Source organism: Halorubrum aquaticum, assembly GCF_900113615.1.
In the GTDB taxonomy this organism is placed as follows: domain Archaea; phylum Halobacteriota; class Halobacteria; order Halobacteriales; family Haloferacaceae; genus Halorubrum; species Halorubrum aquaticum.
Genome location: NZ_FOPZ01000007.1, coordinates 1 through 19793, shown reverse-complemented (window position 1 = coordinate 19793; position 19793 = coordinate 1). Strand labels below are relative to the sequence as shown.

The 19793-nt window shown below is 68.3% G+C and carries 18 protein-coding genes and 1 tRNA gene; 6 read left to right on the top strand and 13 right to left on the bottom strand.

The genetic code is table 11. The annotated features are described in order from the left end of the window. Positions 1 to 16 precede the first annotated feature (16 nt). Complete coding sequence (locus F3H10_RS16045; protein ID WP_179234045.1) at positions 17 to 166, top strand: DUF7563 family protein; 150 nt, start codon at positions 17 to 19, stop codon at positions 164 to 166. A 45-nt stretch (positions 167 to 211) separates the two neighbouring features. Here F3H10_RS16045 and F3H10_RS07775 read toward each other — a convergent pair whose 3' ends face one another. The 3 genes from F3H10_RS07775 to F3H10_RS07765 form a co-directional block, all read right to left on the bottom strand. After that, the gene (locus F3H10_RS07775) at positions 212 to 1045 is read right to left on the bottom strand and encodes an NAD+ synthase (RefSeq protein ID WP_149784213.1); all 834 of its coding nucleotides are present in this window, start codon (positions 1043 to 1045) and stop codon (positions 212 to 214) included. A 319-nt stretch (positions 1046 to 1364) separates the two neighbouring features. Then, positions 1365 to 2018, bottom strand: coding sequence for an NUDIX hydrolase (locus F3H10_RS07770; protein ID WP_149784212.1), 654 nt, complete (start codon positions 2016 to 2018; stop codon positions 1365 to 1367). Further along, entirely contained in the window at positions 2015 to 2404 is a 390-nt protein-coding gene (locus F3H10_RS07765) for a hypothetical protein (protein WP_149784211.1), read from the bottom strand. The genes F3H10_RS07770 and F3H10_RS07765 overlap by 4 nt, the downstream gene beginning before the upstream one ends. A gap of 107 nt (positions 2405 to 2511) precedes the next feature. Here F3H10_RS07765 and F3H10_RS07760 point away from each other — a divergent pair, with 107 nt between their 5' ends. The 3 genes from F3H10_RS07760 (at position 2512) to F3H10_RS07750 (ending at position 6014) form a co-directional block, all read left to right on the top strand. Then, entirely contained in the window at positions 2512 to 3468 is a 957-nt protein-coding gene (locus F3H10_RS07760; protein ID WP_149784210.1) for a DUF5787 family protein, read from the top strand. Between the two features lie 558 nt (positions 3469 to 4026). Further along, entirely contained in the window at positions 4027 to 4434 is a 408-nt protein-coding gene (locus F3H10_RS07755; protein ID WP_149784209.1) for a CBS domain-containing protein, read from the top strand. Between the two features lie 209 nt (positions 4435 to 4643). Then, on the top strand, positions 4644 to 6014 hold the full coding sequence (locus F3H10_RS07750) for an LLM class flavin-dependent oxidoreductase (protein WP_149784208.1): 1371 nt from the start codon (positions 4644 to 4646) through the stop codon (positions 6012 to 6014). A gap of 277 nt (positions 6015 to 6291) precedes the next feature. On the opposite strand, the gene F3H10_RS07745 is transcribed toward F3H10_RS07750, so the two are convergent. After that, entirely contained in the window at positions 6292 to 6765 is a 474-nt protein-coding gene (locus F3H10_RS07745) for a deoxyuridine 5'-triphosphate nucleotidohydrolase (protein ID WP_149784207.1), read from the bottom strand. A gap of 202 nt (positions 6766 to 6967) precedes the next feature. Here F3H10_RS07745 and F3H10_RS07740 point away from each other — a divergent pair, with 202 nt between their 5' ends. After that, positions 6968 to 8950, top strand: coding sequence for an aconitate hydratase (locus F3H10_RS07740; protein WP_149784206.1), 1983 nt, complete (start codon positions 6968 to 6970; stop codon positions 8948 to 8950). A gap of 165 nt (positions 8951 to 9115) precedes the next feature. On the opposite strand, the gene F3H10_RS07735 is transcribed toward F3H10_RS07740, so the two are convergent. From F3H10_RS07735 to F3H10_RS07695, 9 genes are all read right to left on the bottom strand, one after another. Further along, positions 9116 to 9769: a 30S ribosomal protein S7 gene (locus F3H10_RS07735; RefSeq protein ID WP_149784205.1), complete on the bottom strand. Its 654-nt coding sequence runs from the start codon at positions 9767 to 9769 to the stop codon at positions 9116 to 9118. Next, positions 9766 to 10194 (bottom strand): 30S ribosomal protein S12, encoded by a 429-nt coding sequence (locus tag F3H10_RS07730; RefSeq protein WP_004048726.1) that lies wholly within the window; start codon positions 10192 to 10194, stop codon positions 9766 to 9768. Before F3H10_RS07730 ends, F3H10_RS07735 begins: the two co-directional genes overlap by 4 nt. A gap of 201 nt (positions 10195 to 10395) precedes the next feature. Continuing rightward, the gene (locus tag F3H10_RS07725; protein ID WP_149784325.1) at positions 10396 to 11208 is read right to left on the bottom strand and encodes a DUF7537 family lipoprotein; all 813 of its coding nucleotides are present in this window, start codon (positions 11206 to 11208) and stop codon (positions 10396 to 10398) included. 96 nt (positions 11209 to 11304) lie between these two features. Then, entirely contained in the window at positions 11305 to 11724 is a 420-nt protein-coding gene (locus F3H10_RS07720; RefSeq protein ID WP_094534035.1) for a NusA-like transcription termination signal-binding factor, read from the bottom strand. Further along, a complete protein-coding gene (gene rpoA2 / locus F3H10_RS07715; RefSeq protein WP_149784204.1) occupies positions 11724 to 12938 on the bottom strand; it encodes a DNA-directed RNA polymerase subunit A'' in 1215 nt (404 codons plus the stop codon). Before rpoA2 ends, F3H10_RS07720 begins: the two co-directional genes overlap by 1 nt. Continuing rightward, positions 12931 to 15858 (bottom strand): DNA-directed RNA polymerase subunit A', encoded by a 2928-nt coding sequence (locus tag F3H10_RS07710; protein WP_149784324.1) that lies wholly within the window; start codon positions 15856 to 15858, stop codon positions 12931 to 12933. Before F3H10_RS07710 ends, rpoA2 begins: the two co-directional genes overlap by 8 nt. 6 nt (positions 15859 to 15864) lie before the next feature. Next, positions 15865 to 17694: a DNA-directed RNA polymerase subunit B gene (rpoB, locus tag F3H10_RS07705; protein ID WP_149784203.1), complete on the bottom strand. Its 1830-nt coding sequence runs from the start codon at positions 17692 to 17694 to the stop codon at positions 15865 to 15867. Position 17695: 1 nt separating this feature from the next. Further along, complete coding sequence (locus F3H10_RS07700) at positions 17696 to 19261, bottom strand: DNA-directed RNA polymerase subunit B'' (RefSeq protein WP_149784202.1); 1566 nt, start codon at positions 19259 to 19261, stop codon at positions 17696 to 17698. Continuing rightward, a complete protein-coding gene (locus F3H10_RS07695; RefSeq protein WP_149784201.1) occupies positions 19258 to 19488 on the bottom strand; it encodes a DNA-directed RNA polymerase subunit H in 231 nt (76 codons plus the stop codon). Before F3H10_RS07695 ends, F3H10_RS07700 begins: the two co-directional genes overlap by 4 nt. A 231-nt stretch (positions 19489 to 19719) precedes the next feature. On the opposite strand from F3H10_RS07695, the gene F3H10_RS07690 reads away from it, so the two are divergent. Next, a tRNA-Asp gene (locus tag F3H10_RS07690) sits at positions 19720 to 19792 on the top strand. Position 19793: the final 1 nt, after the last annotated feature.

Here is a 19793-nt window from a genome sequence, read left to right as displayed (position 1 = left end):
GATACCCCCCTACACCATGCCGACGTGTGAGCACTGTCAGGCGCACGTCTCCGAACGGTTCGTCCGGGTGTTCGCGGACGCTCGCGGCCGGATACACGCGTGTCCGAACTGCTCGGCGAACGCCGGGATCGCGGAGGTCGCGAAGGAACGGGCACACGACGCCTGACACCGAGACGAGGCCGTGGCCTGCGGTGGCCCGCGATCGACCAACCTACCGCTTCGGTGCGGGCGGCATCGACCGTTTGTGCGCGCTCCGCTCGTACAGTTCGACGACACGGTCGACGGCCTCTCCGGGGACGTCCAGTTCCCTGACCGTCGCCGCCCGCGAGAGCCCGCCGTCGACGTGGACCGCGAGGATCGCGTCGACCGTGTCGTAATCGAGGCCCATCTCCGCGGCATCGGTCTGTCCCTCCCACATCCCGGCGGTCGGCTCCTGCATCACGAGGTCGCGAGGGACGCCGACGTGGGCGGCCAACTGGCGCACCTGCTGTTTGTAGAGGTTGCCGATCGGGTTACAGTCGACGGCCTGGTCGCCGTACTTCGTGAAGTAGCCCGTCATCGCCTCCGCGCGGTTGCCCGTCCCGAGCACCACCCGGTTCTCCGCGTTGGCGACGAAGTAGTTCAGGACCGCACGGGTCCGGACGTAGACGTTCCCCGCCGCCGTCCGGTCCTCTTCGGCCTCCGGGAACGCCGCGAAGAAGGACTCCGCGATCGGCTGGATCTCCACCACGTCGTACTCGATCCCGAGGTCGTGAGCGACCCGCTCGGCGTCGCTCATCACGTCCGGGTCGTTCACCTCCGAGGGCATCGTGATCCCGTGGAGCCCGTCCTCGCCGAGCGCCTCGACCGCGAGGTGGGCCGTGAGCGTCGAGTCGATCCCGCCTGAAAGACCGAGGACGGCCCCCTCAGCGCCCGCGTCGTCGGCGAGGTCGGCGATGAACGAGACGATCCGCTCGCGCGTCTCCTCCAGTTCCGCCTCCGAGAGCCGCAGGTCGATCGGGGGGTCCTCCGACAGCAACACAGACTGCTCCGGCGTCTGGCTCATGGAACGAGGATGGGGCCGCGCCGACTAATAGCTCCCCGTCCCGGAGTCGAACTGGACGTTCGTCGGGTTTCAGCCGATGACAGCGAGGAACTCCCACACGGACGGACGGACGAGCCGATCGTCTCGCGGTCGGCGCGCGCCTCCGAGCGCCCGACAGGGCACGAGGAGTCCGCGCGAGGGAGGTCGAGAGGACCCGCCGGCGGTTCCGGCGGGTCGTCGAGACCGAGGCTGGGGAGGCGCGAGGTGCGGTGCGGTCGCCGGCGGGGCGAGGGAGAGGGGAGATCCTCGGCGGTCGTCACCGCCCCGGCGACGACGCGCGCTACTCCAACACGCCGTCGCGTTCGGCCAACAGCAACCCCTCCAGCGTCGCGTCGTTCGTCGGCGTCTCGCGTGCGAGCGCCAGCGCCTCGTCTATCGGCACGGTCCGCGGGACGAGGAACTCGTTGCTGTCGGCGTCGACGTCGACCGGCTCCAAGCCCTCGGCGAACACGTATCCTCGCTTGTGTCGCAACACGCCCGTCGAGCACCACACCTCCTGGAGCAGCGTCGTCGACGACGGGGAAAACCCGGTCTCCTCGGCGAGTTCGCGGGCTCCCGCGGCGGTGTAGGACTCGCCGGGCTCGACGATCCCGGCGGGCAACTCCAGTTGGGTGTTCCGCACCGTGGGGCGGTACTGCTCGACGAACAGGACGAGGTCGTCGGCGACCGCGACCACGACCGTCGCGGGCGGCAGTTCCGCCCAGTAGTAGTTCTTCTCCGTCCCGTCGGGCTGTTCGACCCGGTCGTACCCGCCGACGAACCAGCCGGGGTCGTACTCGACGGCGACCTCCCGAACCGGCCACTCCGGCTCGCCCGGCAGCGAGTGGAGCCGTCCGTCCGAGAAGGCCGGCAGGTCGCGCAGGTCGCTCGCGGCGCGGTCGTCGTTCGCGGGCGCGTCCGTCTCCGGCGGGTCCTCCGCGGGTCCGTCGCTCATGTCGGAGACTGTGTGACCTCGACGTAATACGTTTCGCCGTCGCGCTCGACCCGAACCCCGTCGTCGGTGCCCGCCGCCGGCGCGCGCCGGGTGAGCGCGTCGACCTCGTCGAACGGCGTGTGCGTGAACCACTCCTTCAGCCCGTAGGGGCCCGTCAGGTACGGCTCCGAGCGGCCCCCGTCGCTCTCGATCGCGCCAGTCAGGTACGGGTAGCGACGCTCGGAGAGGCCGGTGGCGTTCGCGGTCGGCTCGTCGGTCTCGATGGGCTCGGCGGTGAGGTAGTAGGGATCGCCGCTCCCGAGGTAACTCGGCAGCGCCCCCAACGCCAGCAGCGCGAGCGCGATCACCGCGATGGCGACGAGGAGGTTCCGCGTGACCGGGCGCATACCCGGGATACGGGGCGGCGTCGAATACGGGTTTCGGCCGCGAACCGGGCCGGCCGAACCCGCCGGTGGCCGACGCGTTTTACCCCTCGGCGACCCTCCCCCCCTCCATGGAGTTCCGGTTCGAGCTGGCCCTGTGTTCGGCCCTCGAGTCGCCCGACCGCGTGATCGCGCGGCAGCTCGGCGCGGGGGTGACCCGGCCGGGCGCGCGGATCGTCGACGTCTGCGTCTTGAGGCCGGGATCCGGATTCGACGCGCGGGCCGCCCTGACGCCCGAGGGGATCCCGCCGGCGGCGATCGAGGCCCGCGTCGGCCCCGGCGAGGCCGTCCCCGTCGCCGACGCGTTCGACCTCCCGCCGGAGCGCGCGAGCGCGGTCGCCGACGCCGCCGTCGAGGCCGGCTACCTCGAGCGCGAGCGCCGCGACGGGCGGCCGGTGGTGCGCGCGACCGACCGCTACCCCGACGACTGGGTCGGGTCGCTGACCGCGATCGAGAACAAGCCCGACCTCGGTACTCCGGGCGACCTGGCGGCCCAACTCCGGTACGACGCCGCGCTCGGCCTCTTCGAGAGGGTCGTGCTCGCGACCGCCTCCTACGTCACCCGTGCGCACCTCAACCGGATCCCCGACCCGGTCGGCGTCTGGCGGTTCGATCCGGAGACCGGCGAGCGAGAGGTGGTCCGGGAGCCGACCCCCCTCGATCCGGGCGCGCCGGGCGTCGAGATCCGCGAAGAGCGGTCGCTCCGGACGGACGTCGCGCTCGTCTCCCCCGAGGCGAAGGCGCGGAAGCGACGCCGGATCGCCGAGCGCACCTACGGCAAGGGGTGGCGGCCGGAACCGCCGGCGTGCGCACACGCAACGACCACCGACGACGGCCGACCCCGCTGTAACCGCTTCGACCGGGTCGTCGACCCGGGTCGCGAGTGCGGCCACGGCTGTCCCGAACACGAGCCCGCCGACGCGCCGGCGCTCGACCGCGACCGCCTCCGCGACGACCGGACGGCGTGGGTCGCGGAGCCCGACGGCGACGGCCCGCGGAGGCAGTCGGGACTCTCGCGGTTCCGGTGAAGTTCCCAGTAAGCGAGACGCTCTGACCCGAGAACGGTCAATACGGATGAGAGAACGAGCGATTGCGGCGGCGCGCCTCCGAGCGTCCCAGAGGGGCGCGAGGAGCCCGCGAGGGACGTCGCGAACGAAGTGAGCGACGAGGCTGGGGAGGCGTGAGGTGCGGTGCTGTGCGATTCGGGTGGGACTCAAAGGGGCAGTCGCCGGCGGCTCCGCCGCCGGCTGCCAGAGGCGCGGAGCGCCTCGCTGCCGCAGGGACGGCACAGGCAACGTAAGCACCGCAGGGAAGGAGGGAAACGACTGACCGAGGAGCGCAACGAGCGTGTGCCGTCCCCGCGGCTGGGGCTTTGGCGGTGCTCGCCGCGCCAGCAACGACTCCACACCGAACAACTCGATTCCACTCAAAACGGCGATCAACGAGTACCTTTCATCGACCAACCGTTTCGGACTGAAACGCATCTGAAAGAGAGCGTTTCAACGGAGACGGTGAGGCCGAAACCCTCCCGATCCACCGTGTCCCGTCGTGAGAACGCTTATACGGCAACGGCGGGATTCTCATGTATGAACGAGATCGAGGACGTCTTCGTCGCCCGACTGATGACGACCGACCTCCACACCGTGACCCCGGACACGCTCGTCGAGGACGCCGCGGCCGTCCTGCTCGACAACGACATAAGCTCCGCGCTCGTCGTCGAGGACGGCCGGCTGGTCGGGATCCTCACCACCACCGACTTCGTCGAGATCGTCGCGAAGAGCCAGCCCAAAGCCGAGACCACGGTCGAGCGCTACATGACGCCGGACCCGATCACGGCGGGCGCACAGGACGTCGTCTCGGAAGTCGCCGCCACCATGATCGACCACGGGTTCCACCACGTTCCGGTCGTCGACGACGAGGGGACGCCGATCGGGATCATCACCACCTCCGACTTCGCGGCGTACGTCTCCGGGAGCGAGCCGCTGACGCCGTAGGCGTACCGTCGGAGACGACCGGTTCGCTTCGTCCGTTCGACCGGTTCGCTTCGTCCGTTCGACCGGTTCGCTTCGTCCGTTCGACCGGTTCCCCTCGACCCGTTCACCACGGTTCCGTTCGCCAGTTCTTCGATCCGCATCGCGTCCGAGATGTCGTCAAGATCCACCCCTTCCTCGGGGGTATTACGGCGGGCGGCCGAACGGGACCCGTGACCGACCGCCTACGCCTCAACCTCTTCACGATGTCGTCCGTCGAGCACGTCTCGCCGGGCTCGTGGACGTACCCGGGCGACCGATCGCCCGAGTACACCGACGTCGAGTACTGGACGGAGATCGCCCGCACGGCCGAGCGCGGCGGCTTCGACGCGGTGTTCTTCGCCGACGTTCGCGGGATCTACGACGTGTACGGCGACGACCGGGAGACCGCCGTCGAGCGCGCGGTCCAGACGCCCGCGAACGACCCGCAGCTCGTCGTTCCCGCGATGGCCGCCGTCACCGACGAACTCGGGTTCGCCGTGACGCGCTCGACGACCTACACCCACCCCTACCAGCTCGCCCGCGAGTTCTCGACGCTCGACCACCTCACCGACGGCCGGATCGCGATCAACGTCGTCACCTCCTACCTGGAGTCGGCCGCCGAGAACCTCGGGCTCGACGGGCGGATGGAGAAGGGCGAGCGGTACGACCGCGCCGACGAGTTCCTCGACGTCTGTTACGCGCTGTGGGAGGAGTCGTGGGCCGACGACGCCGTCGAGCGCGACCGCGAGGCCGGGCGCTACGCCGACCCCGCGAAGGTCTCGACGATCGACCACGAGGGCGAGCACTTCTCGGTGCCCGGCCCCCACGGCTGTGAGCCGTCCCCGCAGCGCACGCCGGTCGTCTACCAGGCGGGCTCGTCGGACCGCGGCCGGGAGTTCGCGGCCGCCAACGCGGAGGCGGTGTTCGCGAGCCAGCCGACCGAGGAGGGCGTCCGCGAGTACATGGAGGACGTGAAGGGCCGGGCCGCCGAGTACGGCCGCGACCCCGAGAGCCTCCAGTTCTTCATCGGCGTCGTCCCGATCGTCGGCGAGACGCGGGCGCTCGCGGAGGCGAAACGCGAGGAGTACACCCGTCACGTCGACGTCGAGGCGACGCTCGCGCTCCTCTCGGGCTTCCTCGACATGGACCTCTCCGAGCTCGACCCCGACCAGCGGGTCGAACACATCGAGACCGACGCGATCCAGGGGACGATGAACGCGTTCACCCGTTCACAGCCCGACCGCGAGTGGACGGTCCGGGAGGTCGCCGAGTTCTGCGGGCTCGGGACCACGTCGCCGACGATCGTCGGCACCGCCGAGGACGTGGCAGACGAACTCGAGTACTGGCACGAGGAGGTCGGCGTCGACGGTTTCAACGTGAAGGAGGTGGTCCGGCCCGACTCGCTGGTCGACTTCGTCGACCTCGTCGTCCCCGAACTCCGCGAGCGCGGGCTGGTCGACCCCGCCGACGCCGACCCGCCGGGTGACACCCTCCGCGAGCGACTCCACGGAACGCCGGGCCCTCGACTCCGGGAGGACCATCCCGCGCGCCCGTCCGACTGAGCGGATCTCGTCGGTCTACGTGCTCGTTCCCGGCGGGAGACGGTCCAGGCCCTCGCGGAGTCGTCCATGTTTATTAAGTAAACGGCTATCGTTAACACGTCGTATCTGCCGCCCCCGGCACCGTTAAGTGGATCACGCGTCTGGTGTCAGGTGACGCTTCGCTTGGAGGGCCGAAGCGTCAGCGGGGACCTACTGAACGACCCCGGCGTGCCACCTTTTGTCGGCACGCGGGGTCGTTCGTTCCTTTGAACGTTCGAGCGACCGCGTTCTTGCCGATTCAGATCCCCTCGGACTGGTAGTCGCCGTCGTACGTCCCCTCGTGATCCGCGCGTGCGAGCACCAGCTGGGCGATCCGCGCGCCGGGTTCGATCTCGATACGGTGGCCGACGTCGAGCCGACCCTCGCCGACGCCCTCGTAGCCGGCGTCCCAGACGGCCGTATCGAGCGTACACGAGTTCCGCAGTAGGGTCGACCGCGGGAGGACGAACCCGACGTGTCCCTCGGGGATCCGGACCGGCTCGCCGTACCGGACGACGTACGTCCCCGCGTCGAGCCGATACGTGCCGTCGTCGGTCTCGACCTCGGATCGGTCGCCGACGCGTTTCCCGTCGCGACCGATCCGGCCGGGCCCCGTCTGCCGGAGGACGGCCCCCGCCGTGAGATCGACCCCGTTCGGCTGTCGCTGTTCCGCCTCGAGCGTCGCGCCCGCCGCCTCCAGTGCGGCCGCCACCGACTCACCCGACTCGAACATGTCGTCCCCGAGCCGCGGCGCGGGCAAAACCGTGTCGTCCGCGCGCCACGAACGCCGGGATCCCCGGTCGAATCCGCCCCGATCGGGACGTGTCATCACGGGCTGGTTCGCCCAATACTTGCTGGATCCGCCGGTCCCACACGGTCGATCCGGCGGAACACTCGCGGGTTTTATATTCACGGGACGGCCATCTTCGACCGATATGGGAAAGACGATTACGGAGAAGATCCTCGGCGACCATCTCGTCGAGGGCGAGCTGACTCCCGGAGAGGAGATCGGCATCGAGATCGACCAGGTCCTCACACAGGACACCACAGGGACGATGGTCTGGCTCCAGTTCGAGGCGCTCGACCTCGACGAGGTCCAGACCGAACTCGCCGCGCAGTACTGTGACCACCAGACGTACCAGTTCGACTTCAAGAACACCGACGACCACCGCTTCCTCCGCTCCGCGGCAGGCACCTACGGCGCGTACTTCTCCCGGCCCGGCAACGGCATCTGCCACCAGGTCCACAAGGAGAACTTCGCCGCGCCCGGCAAGACGCTTCTCGGCTCGGACTCGCACACCCCGACGCCCGGCGGGCTCGGCCAGCTCGCGATCGGCGCGGGCGGGCTCGACATCGCCGTCGCGATGGGCGGCGGCCCCTACTACGTCGAGATGCCCGAGGTCGTCAACGTCCACCTCGAGGGCGAACTGCCCGAGTGGGCGACCGCGAAGGACGTCGCGCTCCACCTCCTCGGCGAGCTGACCGTCAAGGGCGGCGTCGGCAAGATCTTCGAGTACACCGGCCCCGGCGCCGAGAACCTCACCATCCCCGAGCGGACGACGATCACGAACCTCGGCACCGAACTCGGCGCGACCTCCTCGATCTTCGGCACCGACGAGAAGACGAAGGACTGGCTCGCGCGCCAGGACCGCGAGGAGGAGTTCGTCGAGCTCGAGCCCGACGAGGACGCGGAGTACGCGGAGACGATCGAGGTCGACCTGAACGACCTCGAGCCGCTCGTCGCCGCGCCGTCCATGCCCGACAACGTCGCTCCCGTCAGCGAGTACGAGGGTACGGACGTCGAGCAGGTCATCGTCGGCTCCTGTACGAACGGCGCCTACGAGGACATCCTCCCCAGCGCGAAGATGCTGGAGGGCCGCGAGGTCAACAAGGGGACCGAGATGATCGTCGCGCCCGGCTCCAAGCAGGCCTCCGAGATGCTGGCCCGCGAGGGCTGGACCGCGGAGATGATGGCGGCCGGCGTCAACTTCTCCGAGGCGACGTGCGGGGCCTGTATCGGCATCGGCCACGTGCCCGCCTCCGACTCCGTCTCGCTGCGCACCTTCAACCGCAACTTCGAGGGTCGATCCGGCATCGAGGACGACTCCGTCTTCCTCTGCTCGCCGGAGGTCGCCACCGCGGCGGCCATCACCGGCGAGATCGTCGACCCGCGTGACCTCGCCGACGATCTCGGCGACCTCGAGGCGCCCGGCCTCGAGATGGGGACGAAGTACGGCCCCGGCATGGGGAAGGACGACTCCGACATCATCTCGCCCGACGAGGCCATCGACGACGGTCTCGTGAAGGGGCCGAACATCGGCGACGTGCCCCTCAAGGACGGGATCGACGTGGACGGCGGCGAGGCCCTCCTCAAGATGGAGGACAACATCACCACCGACCACATCATCCCGGCGACCGCGGACATCCTGAAGTTCCGCTCGAACATCGAGAAGCTCTCGGAGTTCACCCTCTCGCGCGTCGACGACACGTTCGCACAGCGCGCGCTCGACGCCGACGGCGGCGTCCTCGTCGCCGGCGAGAACTACGGTCAGGGCTCCTCGCGTGAACACGCCGCGCTCTGTCCGATGTACCTCGGCATCGAGGCGGTTTTCGCACAGAGCTTCGCACGCATCCACAAGGCGAACCTGTTCAACTTCGGGATCGTCCCGCTCGCGATCGACGCGGAGACGTACGAGAAGATCGACCAGGGCGACGACATCGAGATCGTCGACGACGTGCCCGCGGGCGTCAACTCCGGTCAGACCGAGTTCACGGCGCGCGTGAACGACGATTGGGAGTTCACCGCCGAACTCGACGCCTCCGAGCGCGAACGCGAGATCCTCGCGTCCGGCGGCAAGCTCTCGTGGGTCAAAAAGCAGCACGAGGGCGGCTCCGACGCCGCGCCCGCCGACGACTGAGGACGGACCCACGCCCCGGTCTCCGGTTCTCCCTTTCTCTCTTTCGTCCGTTCCCCGAGCGACCGCTCCCCGCGACCGTCCGTGAGAGCGCGTCCCCACGGCGCTGCCGCTCACGCGTCGAGGTCCTCGAGAAACGGAAAACCGCCCGTCGCTCGATCTCCCGCGTCAGCGGGCCGCGGCGGCGACGCGCTCGCGCTCCTCCTTCTGTGAGATGGAGTAGGAGGCGTTGGCGTCGTAGTCGGCGGCCGCGATCAGCTCGTTCGCGAGCGCCTCGGCGGCCGAGGTGGTGGACTTGTACGTCGCGTTCGCGACGCCGTCGGAGATGAACAACAGCGCCTGGTCGACGCGGCGCTGGGGCGCGACGTCGACGGCCTTCGGGACGGAGATCCCGCCGTACTTCAGGCGGACGGTCTCCTCGCGCGGCGCCGCGTTCTCGACGGCGCGCACGAGGATCTGGACCGGGTTCTCCTCGGTTCGATCGTGGATCACGTCGAACGCGTCACGGACGATCCGGGTGGCCTGCTGTTTCTTGCCCGTGTTCTCGTCGGTCTGCATCAGCCGGTTGATCAGCCGCTCGACGAGCGAGATCTCGCTCTTCTGGAACTGTTTGGACGCGTGTCGCCCCATCGTGTGGGCGATCGGCGTCACCGTCATGTATCGCTTCGTCGAGGGGTCCTCGTAGGCGATCTCGGTGACGTCCCAGACGCCGAACAGCTCGGCGTTCTCGTTCGCGGCCTCGCTGGCGGCGGGCGCGTCCGGGTCCGGCTCGTCCGCGGCGACGTCCGCGTCGGACTCCGCCTCGACTTCCTCCCCGCTCATCGGACCGGTTTCTCCGCGTTTCCGCGAACCAGTTCGATCATCGAGACGCCGTTGACCTTCTCGACCTTGTAGTTGACGCCGGAGAGGTCGCCCATCGCGCGACCCTTCGCGCCGCCGATCCCCGCGATCGTGACCTCGTCGTGCTCGTCGATGAAGGAGATCGCGCCGTCGCCGGGACAGAAGGCCGTGACCTGCTTCCCGTTCTTGATGAGTTGAACCCGGACGCACTTCCGAATTGCCGAGTTCGGTTGCTTCGCCTCGATCCCGACCTTCTCGAGGACGATCCCGCGAGCCTGCGGGGCACCCTCGAGGGGGTCGGACTTCTTCTTGAGCCCGCGCTCTCGCCGAGCGTACTCGGAGTCGGACCAGCGGCGCTTCTGCCGGTCCTGTTTGAGCTTACGGGCGGCATATTTGCCGTTCGCCATCGTACGTCTCCTTCCCAACGGAGCTACTTAAGCGTCGTCTTTCCGCTCGGAGAAACGTGCGGAGATCGCTCGAGCGGTACCTCTCGTCGGATCTGCGTGCGTTTCTCCGATCGATAACGACGGGTGCTCGTGACCGTTGAACCGATAAGCCCCCCGGAGAGACCGTCGTTGGCCGGAGAACGTCCCGTCGATGACCCGTTCTCATCCCTCCGTCTCGACGCGGGCCTCCTCGGCCCACTCGGGTTCCGCGACGGTCGCTCCCCGGTCGCGGTACTCGACGTCGACCGCGACGGTCGCGGTCCCGTCGTCGTGTGGTCCCTCCCAGGACTGCTCGATCCGCGGGACGAACCCCGACTCGAACACGTGGACGGTCGCGCTCGCGGTCTCGACGGCCTCCGGAACGTCCCGATCGCCGTCGAACGACTCGGAGACGAACCGGGCGGTCGGCCGTCCGTCGATCTCGCCTTCCCCGTCGGCGTTCGGGTCCCAGTTCCCGAGTCCCGCGTACGTCGTCTCCCCCGAGTCGTCGTCTCCCTGCGGCACCCGGATCCCCACGAGCGCCTCCGACCGGAGCGCCTCCTCGAAGTCGCCCGTCGTTCGCTCGACCGCCTGTCGGCCGTATCGCACCTCTCCTCCCGTCCGTTCCCGGACCAGCGCCTCGCCGTCCACGACGTACCGCTCGATGACGTCCGGCTCCCCGGACCCGGTCAGTTCCTGTCTGAGATACGACCGGCCGTTCTCGAGGTCGTAACTCGACTCGTACTCCTGTGACGGGAGCCACGGACTCGGGTCTCCCTCGCCGTCGTAGGTCGTCTCCGCCGTCGAGAAGAGCGTCGCCCCGCCCGCCTCGACCGCCGACTCGACGTGGCTCGTAGCGAGCGTCTCGACGTCGAGCCCGTCGCCCTCACGCCAGTCGGCGTCCGGGAAGGGACCGTCGACGCTCCCGCCGAGACACCCCGCGAGACCGACTCCGGCGGCCGTGCCGATCGCCGTGAGAAGCCGCCGTCTGTTCACGCATCGTCCGTTCATACCGGCTCGTGGTGACGCACGCGAAAAAGCCCGCCGGAGGCGACGGCCGCTCGCAATCGGCGGGCCGAGCGTCGACCGCGGTCAGGTCAGTTGGACGTCGTCGATGTCGTGATGACGTTTCGCCAGCGTCCGCGCGGTCTCGATGTTCCGGCCGTCGGCGCCGATCGCGACGCCCCGGTCCGGCTCGGCGACCTCCACGTACGCGACCCGGTCGTTCTGCTCGGAGACGGTCACCGCGTTGACCGCCGCCGGCGCGAGCGCGCTCGCGACGAACGCCTCCGGCGTGTCCGCGTCCTCGACGAGGTCGATCGACTTGCCGAGGTCCCGCTCGGCCGCCTCGACGGTCTCTCCCGCCTGGCCGATCGCCGCCGCCATCTCGCCCGCCGGCAGCAGGAACACGAGCCGGTCGCCCTCCACGAGGCAGTCCTTCGGCGCCACGCCGGTCAGCTCGTCGAACCGACCGATGTAGCGCCGCGCCTCGTCGGAGAGCTCGACGCGCATCAGTCGTCGCCCACGACGCGCGACCCCATCCGGAGGTCGACGTCGCCGGTCCCGATCGAGATCGGCTTGCCGGCGATGACGTTCTCGATGACGCCGTCGAGCTCGTCGTACTCGCCGTGGACCGCCGCGTCGAGGAGGTGGTTGACCGTCACCTCGAAGGCGGCCCGCGCGAGCACGGAGTCCTTGGATCCCGAGATCCCGTGTCGACCGATCGACTCGATCTCGCCGTTGTTCGTCATGATGTCGGCGACGAGCATCAGGTGCCGGACGTTCACGTCGTCGAGCCCCTGCTCTTCGAGCGTGTTCTTCGTCTCGTCGATGATCGTCTCGCGGGCCGCCTCGACGCCGAGGTTCCGATAGATCTCGTGGATGTTGTTACACGTCGTCCGCGAGGCGTCCACGCCCTCGATCTCGAGGACGTCGCCGAAGGCGGACCCCTCGGTGTAGAGGACGAACTCCTCGCCGTCCTCGAGCTGCTCTTTGCGGATCACGACGCGTTCGACCTCCTCAATCCCCTTGAAGACGATCTCGCGCAGCCGCTCGACGAGCTGCAACAGCTCGCGGTAGCTCGGCTCGTTGGGGCCGAACTCGATCACGGTGCCCGCCTGTCGGGCGTCGACGCCCAGCGAGTCCTCGATCGTCTCTGCGATGATCCCGGCGACCTCCGTGGGGTCCGAGTGGGTCGGCCACCGCTCCAGGAGGGTGTCGTCGTTGAGGTCGATCCGCACCAGCATGTCCGCCACGTTGGTGGAGACGTCCCCGAGCGCTAAGATCCGCGTCGACTCGATCGACCAGACGACCTCGTGGGCGCGCTCGCGGTCGGTCGCGTACTCGCCCTCGAGGTGGACCGTCATCATCGGCGTGTCCGGCGTCTTCCGGGCGTCCACCAGCTCGATGAGCCGGGGGAGCCCCTGCGTGACGTCGATCTCCGCGACGCCGGCGTAGTGGAAGGTGTTCATCGTCATCTGCGTTCCGGGCTCCCCGATCGACTGCGCCGAGACGGTCCCGACGGGCTCCAGCGGGTCGACGCGCGTCTCGATGTAGCGGTTCTCGACGCCCGTCACGATGTCGGTCGCCTGCTCGATCGTGACCCCGCCGTGCTCGTCCGCCTTCGTCTCCAGCGTCTCGTACACCTCGGTCTTCAGCCGCTTCGGGAGCTCCGTCGCCTCCACGACGGCCTCCATGTCGTCGGTGACGTGTTCGTACTCAGTCATCGGATTCCACCCCCAGCTCGTCCGCCTTGTTCAGGCCCGGACCCGCATGCTCCGAGAGGTTCGTCGGCGGCGCGCGCTCGCCGAGGAACCGCTCCTTCTCGTCGTCGGAGGCGAACTCCGACTCGAGGACGCGGTCGGCGATGCCGTCGACGTCGATGCCGTCGCCCTCGCCGGAGGAGACCTTGATCGGCGAGGTGCCGTCCTCACCGAACTCGAACTGGACGATCCGTCCGGAGGTGTCCCGGACGGTACCGTCGTACTGCGCCTCCAGCTCGGAGAGCGCGTTGATGAGCCGCCGCTGGAGGTAGCCGGACTTGGAGGTCCGGACCGCCGTGTCGACGAGCCCCTCTCGGCCGCCCATCGCGTGGAAGAAGAACTCCTCGGGCGTGAGCCCGCCGCGGTAGGAGTTCTCCACGAAGCCGTGCGCCTCCGCCGAGAGGTCGTCGGCCTCGTAGTGGGCGAGCGTGCGGTCCTCGTAGCCGCGGTTGATCCGCTCGCCGCGAACCGCCTGCTGGCCGACGGAGCCGGCCATCTGCGTGAGGTTGAGCATCGACCCACGCGCGCCCGAGCGGGCCATCACGACCGCCGGGTTGTCGTCGCCGAAGTGCTGGTCGGCGATCTCGCCGGCGGAGTCGCGGGCCTTCCCGAGCGTCTGCATGATCTTCATCTCCAGCGTCTCGTCGACGCTCCGGCCGGGCAGCGACTCCAGCTCGCCCGCGCGGTACGTCTCGATCAGCTCGTTGACGCGGTCGTAGGCGCTGCCGATCGCCTCGTCGACCTGATCTTCGGCCTCCGGCGGGATCGACTCGTCGTCGATCCCGATCGAGAAGCCGAAGTGCATGATCGCCCGCATCGCGAGCGACGCGATCTCGTTGATGAAGACGCGAGCGCGCGTCTCGCCGTACGCCTTGGTGAGCGTGTCGACGACCTCGCCGCCGAACGCGCCGACCGCGTCCTCGTCTATCGTTCCCTCGATCAGCTGGCCGTTCTCGATGACGACGGCGTCGCCGGTCGAGGAGGTGAACTCGAGGTTGAGGTCGTCGGGCAGCAGTTCCGAGAACAGCGTCCGCCCGGTCCAGAACTCGCGGCCGTCGTCGTCGACGCCGTCGGCCTCGGGCAGTTCGTCCACCCGAGTCGCCCGGAGCAGGTCGAGCGCCTGCGTCTCGGTGAACTCGGGGTTGGCGTGGGTGAGCAGGTACGTCCCGGAGATGTGGTCTTGGATCGCGCCGATGATGTTCCCGCCGAACCGCGGCGAGAGGATCTGCTCCTGGACGCGCATGAGCACGCGCGCCTCCGCGCGGGCCTCCTCGTTCTGGAGCGCGTGCATGTTCATCTCGTCGCCGTCGAAGTCGGCGTTGTACGGCGGACAGACGACGGTGTTGAGCCGGAACGTCTTGTACGGCATCACGACCACCTCGTGGGCCATGATCGACATCCGGTGTAGCGACGGCTGCCGGTTGAAGATCACGATGTCGCCGTCGACGAGGTGGCGGTTCACCTCCCAGCCCGCCTCGACCTTCTCGGCGAGTTCCTCGCAGTTCTTCTCGGTCACCTTCAGGCGGCGACCGTCGGGCCGGCGCACGTAGTTCGCGCCGGGGTGCGCCTCGGGGCCGTTCCGGACGTACTGGCGCGCGTCCTCGACGTTGCGCTCGGTGACGTTGAGCGTCTGGGTCATCTCCTTGGCCACGCGGTCGGGGACCCCGACCTCGTTCAGCGAGAGCGTGGGGTCCGGCGAGATGACGGTCCGCGCCGAGAAGTTGACGCGTTTCCCCGAGAGCGAGCCGCGGAAGCGACCCTCCTTGCCCTTCAGCCGCTGGCTGAGGGTCTTGAGGGGTCGCCCGGAGCGGTGCCGGGCCGGCGGCGTCCCGCTGATCTCGTTGTCGACGAACGTCGTGACGTGGTACTGTAACAGCTCCCAGAGGTCCTCGATGATGAGCTGGGGCGCGCCCGCCTCGCGGTTCTCCATGAACCGCTGGTTGATGCGGATGATGTCGACCAGCTTGTGCGTGAGGTCGTCCTCGGAGCGCTGACCGTTGTCGAGCGTGATGGAGGGCCGCGTGGTGACCGGCGGGACCGGAAGCACCGTCAGGATCATCCACTCGGGCCGGGAGTGTTCGGCGTCGATGCCGAGCACCTCCAGGTCCTCGTCGGGGATGTCCTCGAACCAGTCGCGGACGTCCGAGGGCATCAGCTTGTTCATGTCCTCCTCGGTGAGGTCGATGTCGAGCGCCTTCTCGATGGCGCGGCGGTCCTCCTTGCGCGGGCGGAACTCGCCCGCCATGATCTCGTTGACCCGCTCGAGGGAGATGTCCGTCTTATCGGCCAGCTCCTGCGGGGAGGTGCCGGGGTCGTCCTCCTCCTCGTCGGGCTGCATCGCGGCCGCGATGTGCTCGGAGTAGTCGCCCGAGAGCACGTCCTGGACCTCGTAGTAGGTCGTCGGCTTCTCGTGTTTGATGTCCGCCTGCGGCTCGCCGCAGTACGGACACGTCGACGCCTTCCGGGCCTGCCGGACGGCCGCCTTCAACACGTCGTGGGGGTCCTCGCCGAGCTCCTCGGCGCGTTCCAGCCGGTCCCCGAACTCCTCGCGTTCCGCCTCGGTGAGCGCCAGCTTCCCACACTCGCGACACGTCGACCGAAGCAGTCGGCGGATGAGCTTCGTGAAGCCCACGTGGATGACGGGGGCGGCCAGTTCGATGTGCCCGAAGTGGCCGTTACACGACCCGGAGTGGGACCCGCAGGTCCGACACTCCAGGCCGGGGTCGATGACCCCGAGTCGCGGGTCCATGAGCCCCATGTCGATCGGATAACCGTCGTCGTCGTACGTGTCCGCGGTGATGACCTTCGTGGCCGACATGTCCCGGTACGTCTCCGGGTCCATCAGGCCGAAGTCGATCCCGCCGAGCACCTTCGGTGTTTGCATTGACATTTAAATCGCGTCCTCCAGTTCGAGTTTCGGTCGGATGCCGAGAGCGATCATCTCGTCGAGCAGCAGCTTGAACGCGTAGCTGACCTCGAGCTCGTGGATGTCGTCCTCGTCGCCCGTGACCGGGTCGTACACCCGGCGCTGTTCTCTGTCCTCGACGGCGACCAGGCCCGTCTCAGCGGAGACGTACACCTGCTCGGCGTCCGAGGACTCGAGCAGTCGCTCGTTGAGCACCATCGACGCGCCGTGGCCGATGATCGTGTCGCGCTCCATCTCCCCCACCCGAAGGCCTCCCTCGCGGGCACGCCCCTCGGTCGGCTGGCGCGTGAGCACCTGGACCGGCCCGCGCGAGCGGGCGTGGAGCTTGTTCGACACCATGTGGTACAGCTTGTGGTAGAAGATCGTCCCGACGAAGATCTCCGCGTCGATCTTCTCGCCGGTGACGCCGGAGTACATGACCTCCTTGCCGGAGGACTTGAAGCCGTGCTCCTCCAGCCCGCTCCGGAGCTCCTCCTCGTCCTCGCCCTGGAACGGCGTGCCGTCGACGCGCGAACCGCGCAGCGAGCCGACCTTGCCGCCGAGCATCTCCAGTACGTGGCCCACCGTCATCCGCGACGGCAGCGCGTGCGGGTTCATCACGAGGTCGGGGACGACCCCCTCCTCGGTGAAGGGCATGTCCTCCTGGGGCGCGAGGTGGCCCACGACGCCCTTCTGGCCGTGCCGGGACGCGAACTTGTCGCCCAGTTCGGGCACCCGCTGGTCGCGAACCTTCACCTTCGAGAGCTTCGAGCCGTCCTCGCCCTCCATCAGCGTCACGGTGTCGACGACGCCGGACTCGCCCGAGCGCATCGTCACCGACGTCTCACGGCGCTTCTGCGGGGAGAGTCCGCCCATGTCGTCCGGCTCCTCCAGGAAGCGCGGCGGGCTCGTCTTGCCCAAAAGCACCGAGGACTCGTCGACCCGGGTCTCGGGGTTGACGAGGCCGTCCTCGTCCAGGTGCGTGTACGCGTCCTCGCCGCGTGCTCCGCGAACGTCCTGATCGGGGATCTCGAAGCGGTCCTCTTGGCCGCCGGGGTACCGGCGCTCCTCGCCCTCGTAGGTCCGGAAGAAGTGCGAACGCGTGAGCGCGCGGTCGACGGAGCCCTGGTTCATCACCAGCGCGTCCTCGATGTTGAACCCCTCGTAGCTCATCACGGCGACCACGAAGTTCTGGGCGGCCGGCCGCTCGTCGAAGCTGATCTGGTCGGACGTCTGGGTCTTCACCATCGCCAGCTGCGGATAGTGTAGCAGGTGCTGGCGGGTGTCCGGCCGGATCCGGTAGTTGGCCGAGGGGAGCCCGAGCGACTGTTTCATCATCCCCGCGCCCATCGTGATCCGGGGGCTCGCGTTGTGCTCGGGGTACGGGATCATCCCCGCACCGATGCCGAACACGAGCTGCGGGTCGATCTCGAGGTGCGTGTGCTTGTCGGTCACGTCCTCCTCGTCGACCGCGACGAGGATGTCCTCCTCCTCCTCGGCGTCGATGAACTCGATGTAGCCGCGGTCGACGAGGTCCTCGAACTCGACGTCGCCGCGCTCGAGCGAGGATATCTCCTCGTCGCCCAAGAGCGGCTCGCCGTTCTCGACGACGATCAGCGGCCGGCGGGCACGCCCCGCGTCCGCGTTGACGATCACCTCCCGCGTTCGTTCCTTCACCGAGACGTTCACCATCTCGCTCACGTCGCCGCGTCGGCGAGCTTCGCGGATCTGGTCGGCGAGTTCGTGCGGGTCCGGGTGGGTCCCGACGAGGCTCCCGTTGACGTACACCTTCGCTTCGCGTTCTGCTTGTGCCATGTTAGTCGTCCGCCGTCTGTCGTTCGACGCCCTCGATGCCGGGGATCCCCTCGACACCCATCGACGCCAGTTCTCGTTTCAGCCCCTGTTCGTCCTCGACGGTCTGTGACAGCTCCATCGCCTGCGCGAAGTTCTTCACGAGCCCGCAGTTCGGTCCCTCCGGCGTCTCGGAGGGACAGATGCGACCCCACTGGGTCGCGTGGAGGTCCCGCGCCTCGAAGTGCGGCTGCGAGCGGGAAAGCGGCGAGCGCAGCCGGCGCAGGTGCGAGAGCACGCCCATGTAGTCGGTCCGGTCGACGAGCTGGGAGACGCCGGAGCGACCGCCCACCCAGTTCCCCGTCGCGATCGGGTGTTCGAGCCGTTCGGTCAACACGTCCGAGCGGACCACCGTGTTCACGGTGAGCTGGCGGTTCCGCATGTTCGCGCGCTCGAGCTGGTACTTCACGTCGCGTGCCAGCTTGTTCAAGGCGGTCCGGAACAGGTCCCGCATCAGGTCGCCGGAGACCTTCAGCCGCTTGTTCGCGTAGTGGTCCTTGTCGTCGGCCTCCCGGCGGTCTAAGGCGAGCTCGAAACACGCCTCGGCCATCCGGCAGAGGTAGTACGCCTTGTTGATCCGCACGTCCTCCTCGTCGACGCCCTCCTCGTGGAGGTGCGGCAGGAGGTAGCGGTCGATGACGTAGTTCGCCCGCTTGAGCTGGTAGTTCTTCCCCTGGCCGCTCGCGACGCGCTCGCCGAGCGTCTCGATGGCCTCCTCGGTGGTCTGGACCGAGGCCTCCTCCAAGTTCTCCAGCATGAACTTCACGATCTCGGGGTCGTCCGAGACGCGGTGGACGATCTCCTCGTCGGACTCGAGGCCGAGCGCGCGGACGAGGGTCACGAAGTCGATCGAACCCGACACGGACGGGAACGAGACCTCGAGCAGCCCCTCGCGGTTGCGCTCACAGAGCACGAGCGCGCGGTAGCCGCGCCGTTGGGAGAACGTCTTGGCGACCTGGATCTCGTCGCCGTACTTCGAGTCGTACTCCGCGAGGATCTTGTTCGGTGCGAGGTCCTCCGAGGTCATCAGCACGCGCTCGGAGCCGTTGACGATGAAGTAGCCACCGGGGTCGACCGGGTCCTCGCCGATGTCGATCAGTTCGTCGTCGGTGAAGTCGGCCATGTTACACTTATCGGAGCCGACCATGATCGGCATCCGGCCGACCTTCGTCTCCGTGCTGTCGACGACGGTCTCGGGTTCCTCCTCGCCGCCGCGCACGATGGACATCTCCATGAACACCGGCGCGGAGTAGGTGATGTTCCGCAGACGGGCCTCCTGGGGGTAGAGGAGTTCCTCGGAACCGTCGGCCTCGCGGACTCGGGGCGTGACCATCCGCACGTCGCCGAGTTCGACGTAGACGGGCTCTTGGCCCTCCTTGTCGCCGATGTCGGTCTCGATCGTTTCCTTTTCGTCGACCACTTCCTGCATCCCGCGGCCCAGGAAGTTGTTGAAGGATCGGAAGTGGTGTTCGGCGAGTCGTTCGTCGGAGAAGTACTCGCGTGACACCACGCGTCGGTCTTGCCTGTTCATGAGACGACCAGTCGGAACACGACCGCTTGGTCCGTCGTGCGTGAATCACGGACGATCTTCACCACGTCCCCGACTTCGGCGTCGTCAGGGGTCGCGGGGTCGGTGCGTTTGATCTTCGGTAGGTTCGTCTTCTTCACGTCGTACTCGGCCAGGACCTCCTCGATCTCCTCGGGATCGTCGATCAGGACGTGGTCCGGGACGAGTTCGTGTTGGCTTACGTCTACCATGGGTGGTGGTGGTGGGGAAAAGCTATCACGAGATACTACAGTGCGTTACCGACTCCAGCCGCATAAGGTTTGTCAACTCCGCCGCGCACGGCTCTCCGCGACGGGGCGTTCCTCGTTCTCACGCTCGGGAGTGACACACAAAAACGTACCGCCCGCCCTGTGAGAGTCCACCACCGCCGCCGCCGATGACAAGCCTTATTTGCCAGACACGGGTACGACAGATTGCGACGCGCCCGGATGGTGTAGTGGCCCATCATACGACCCTGTCACGGTCGTGACGCGGGTTCAAATCCCGCTCCGGGCGT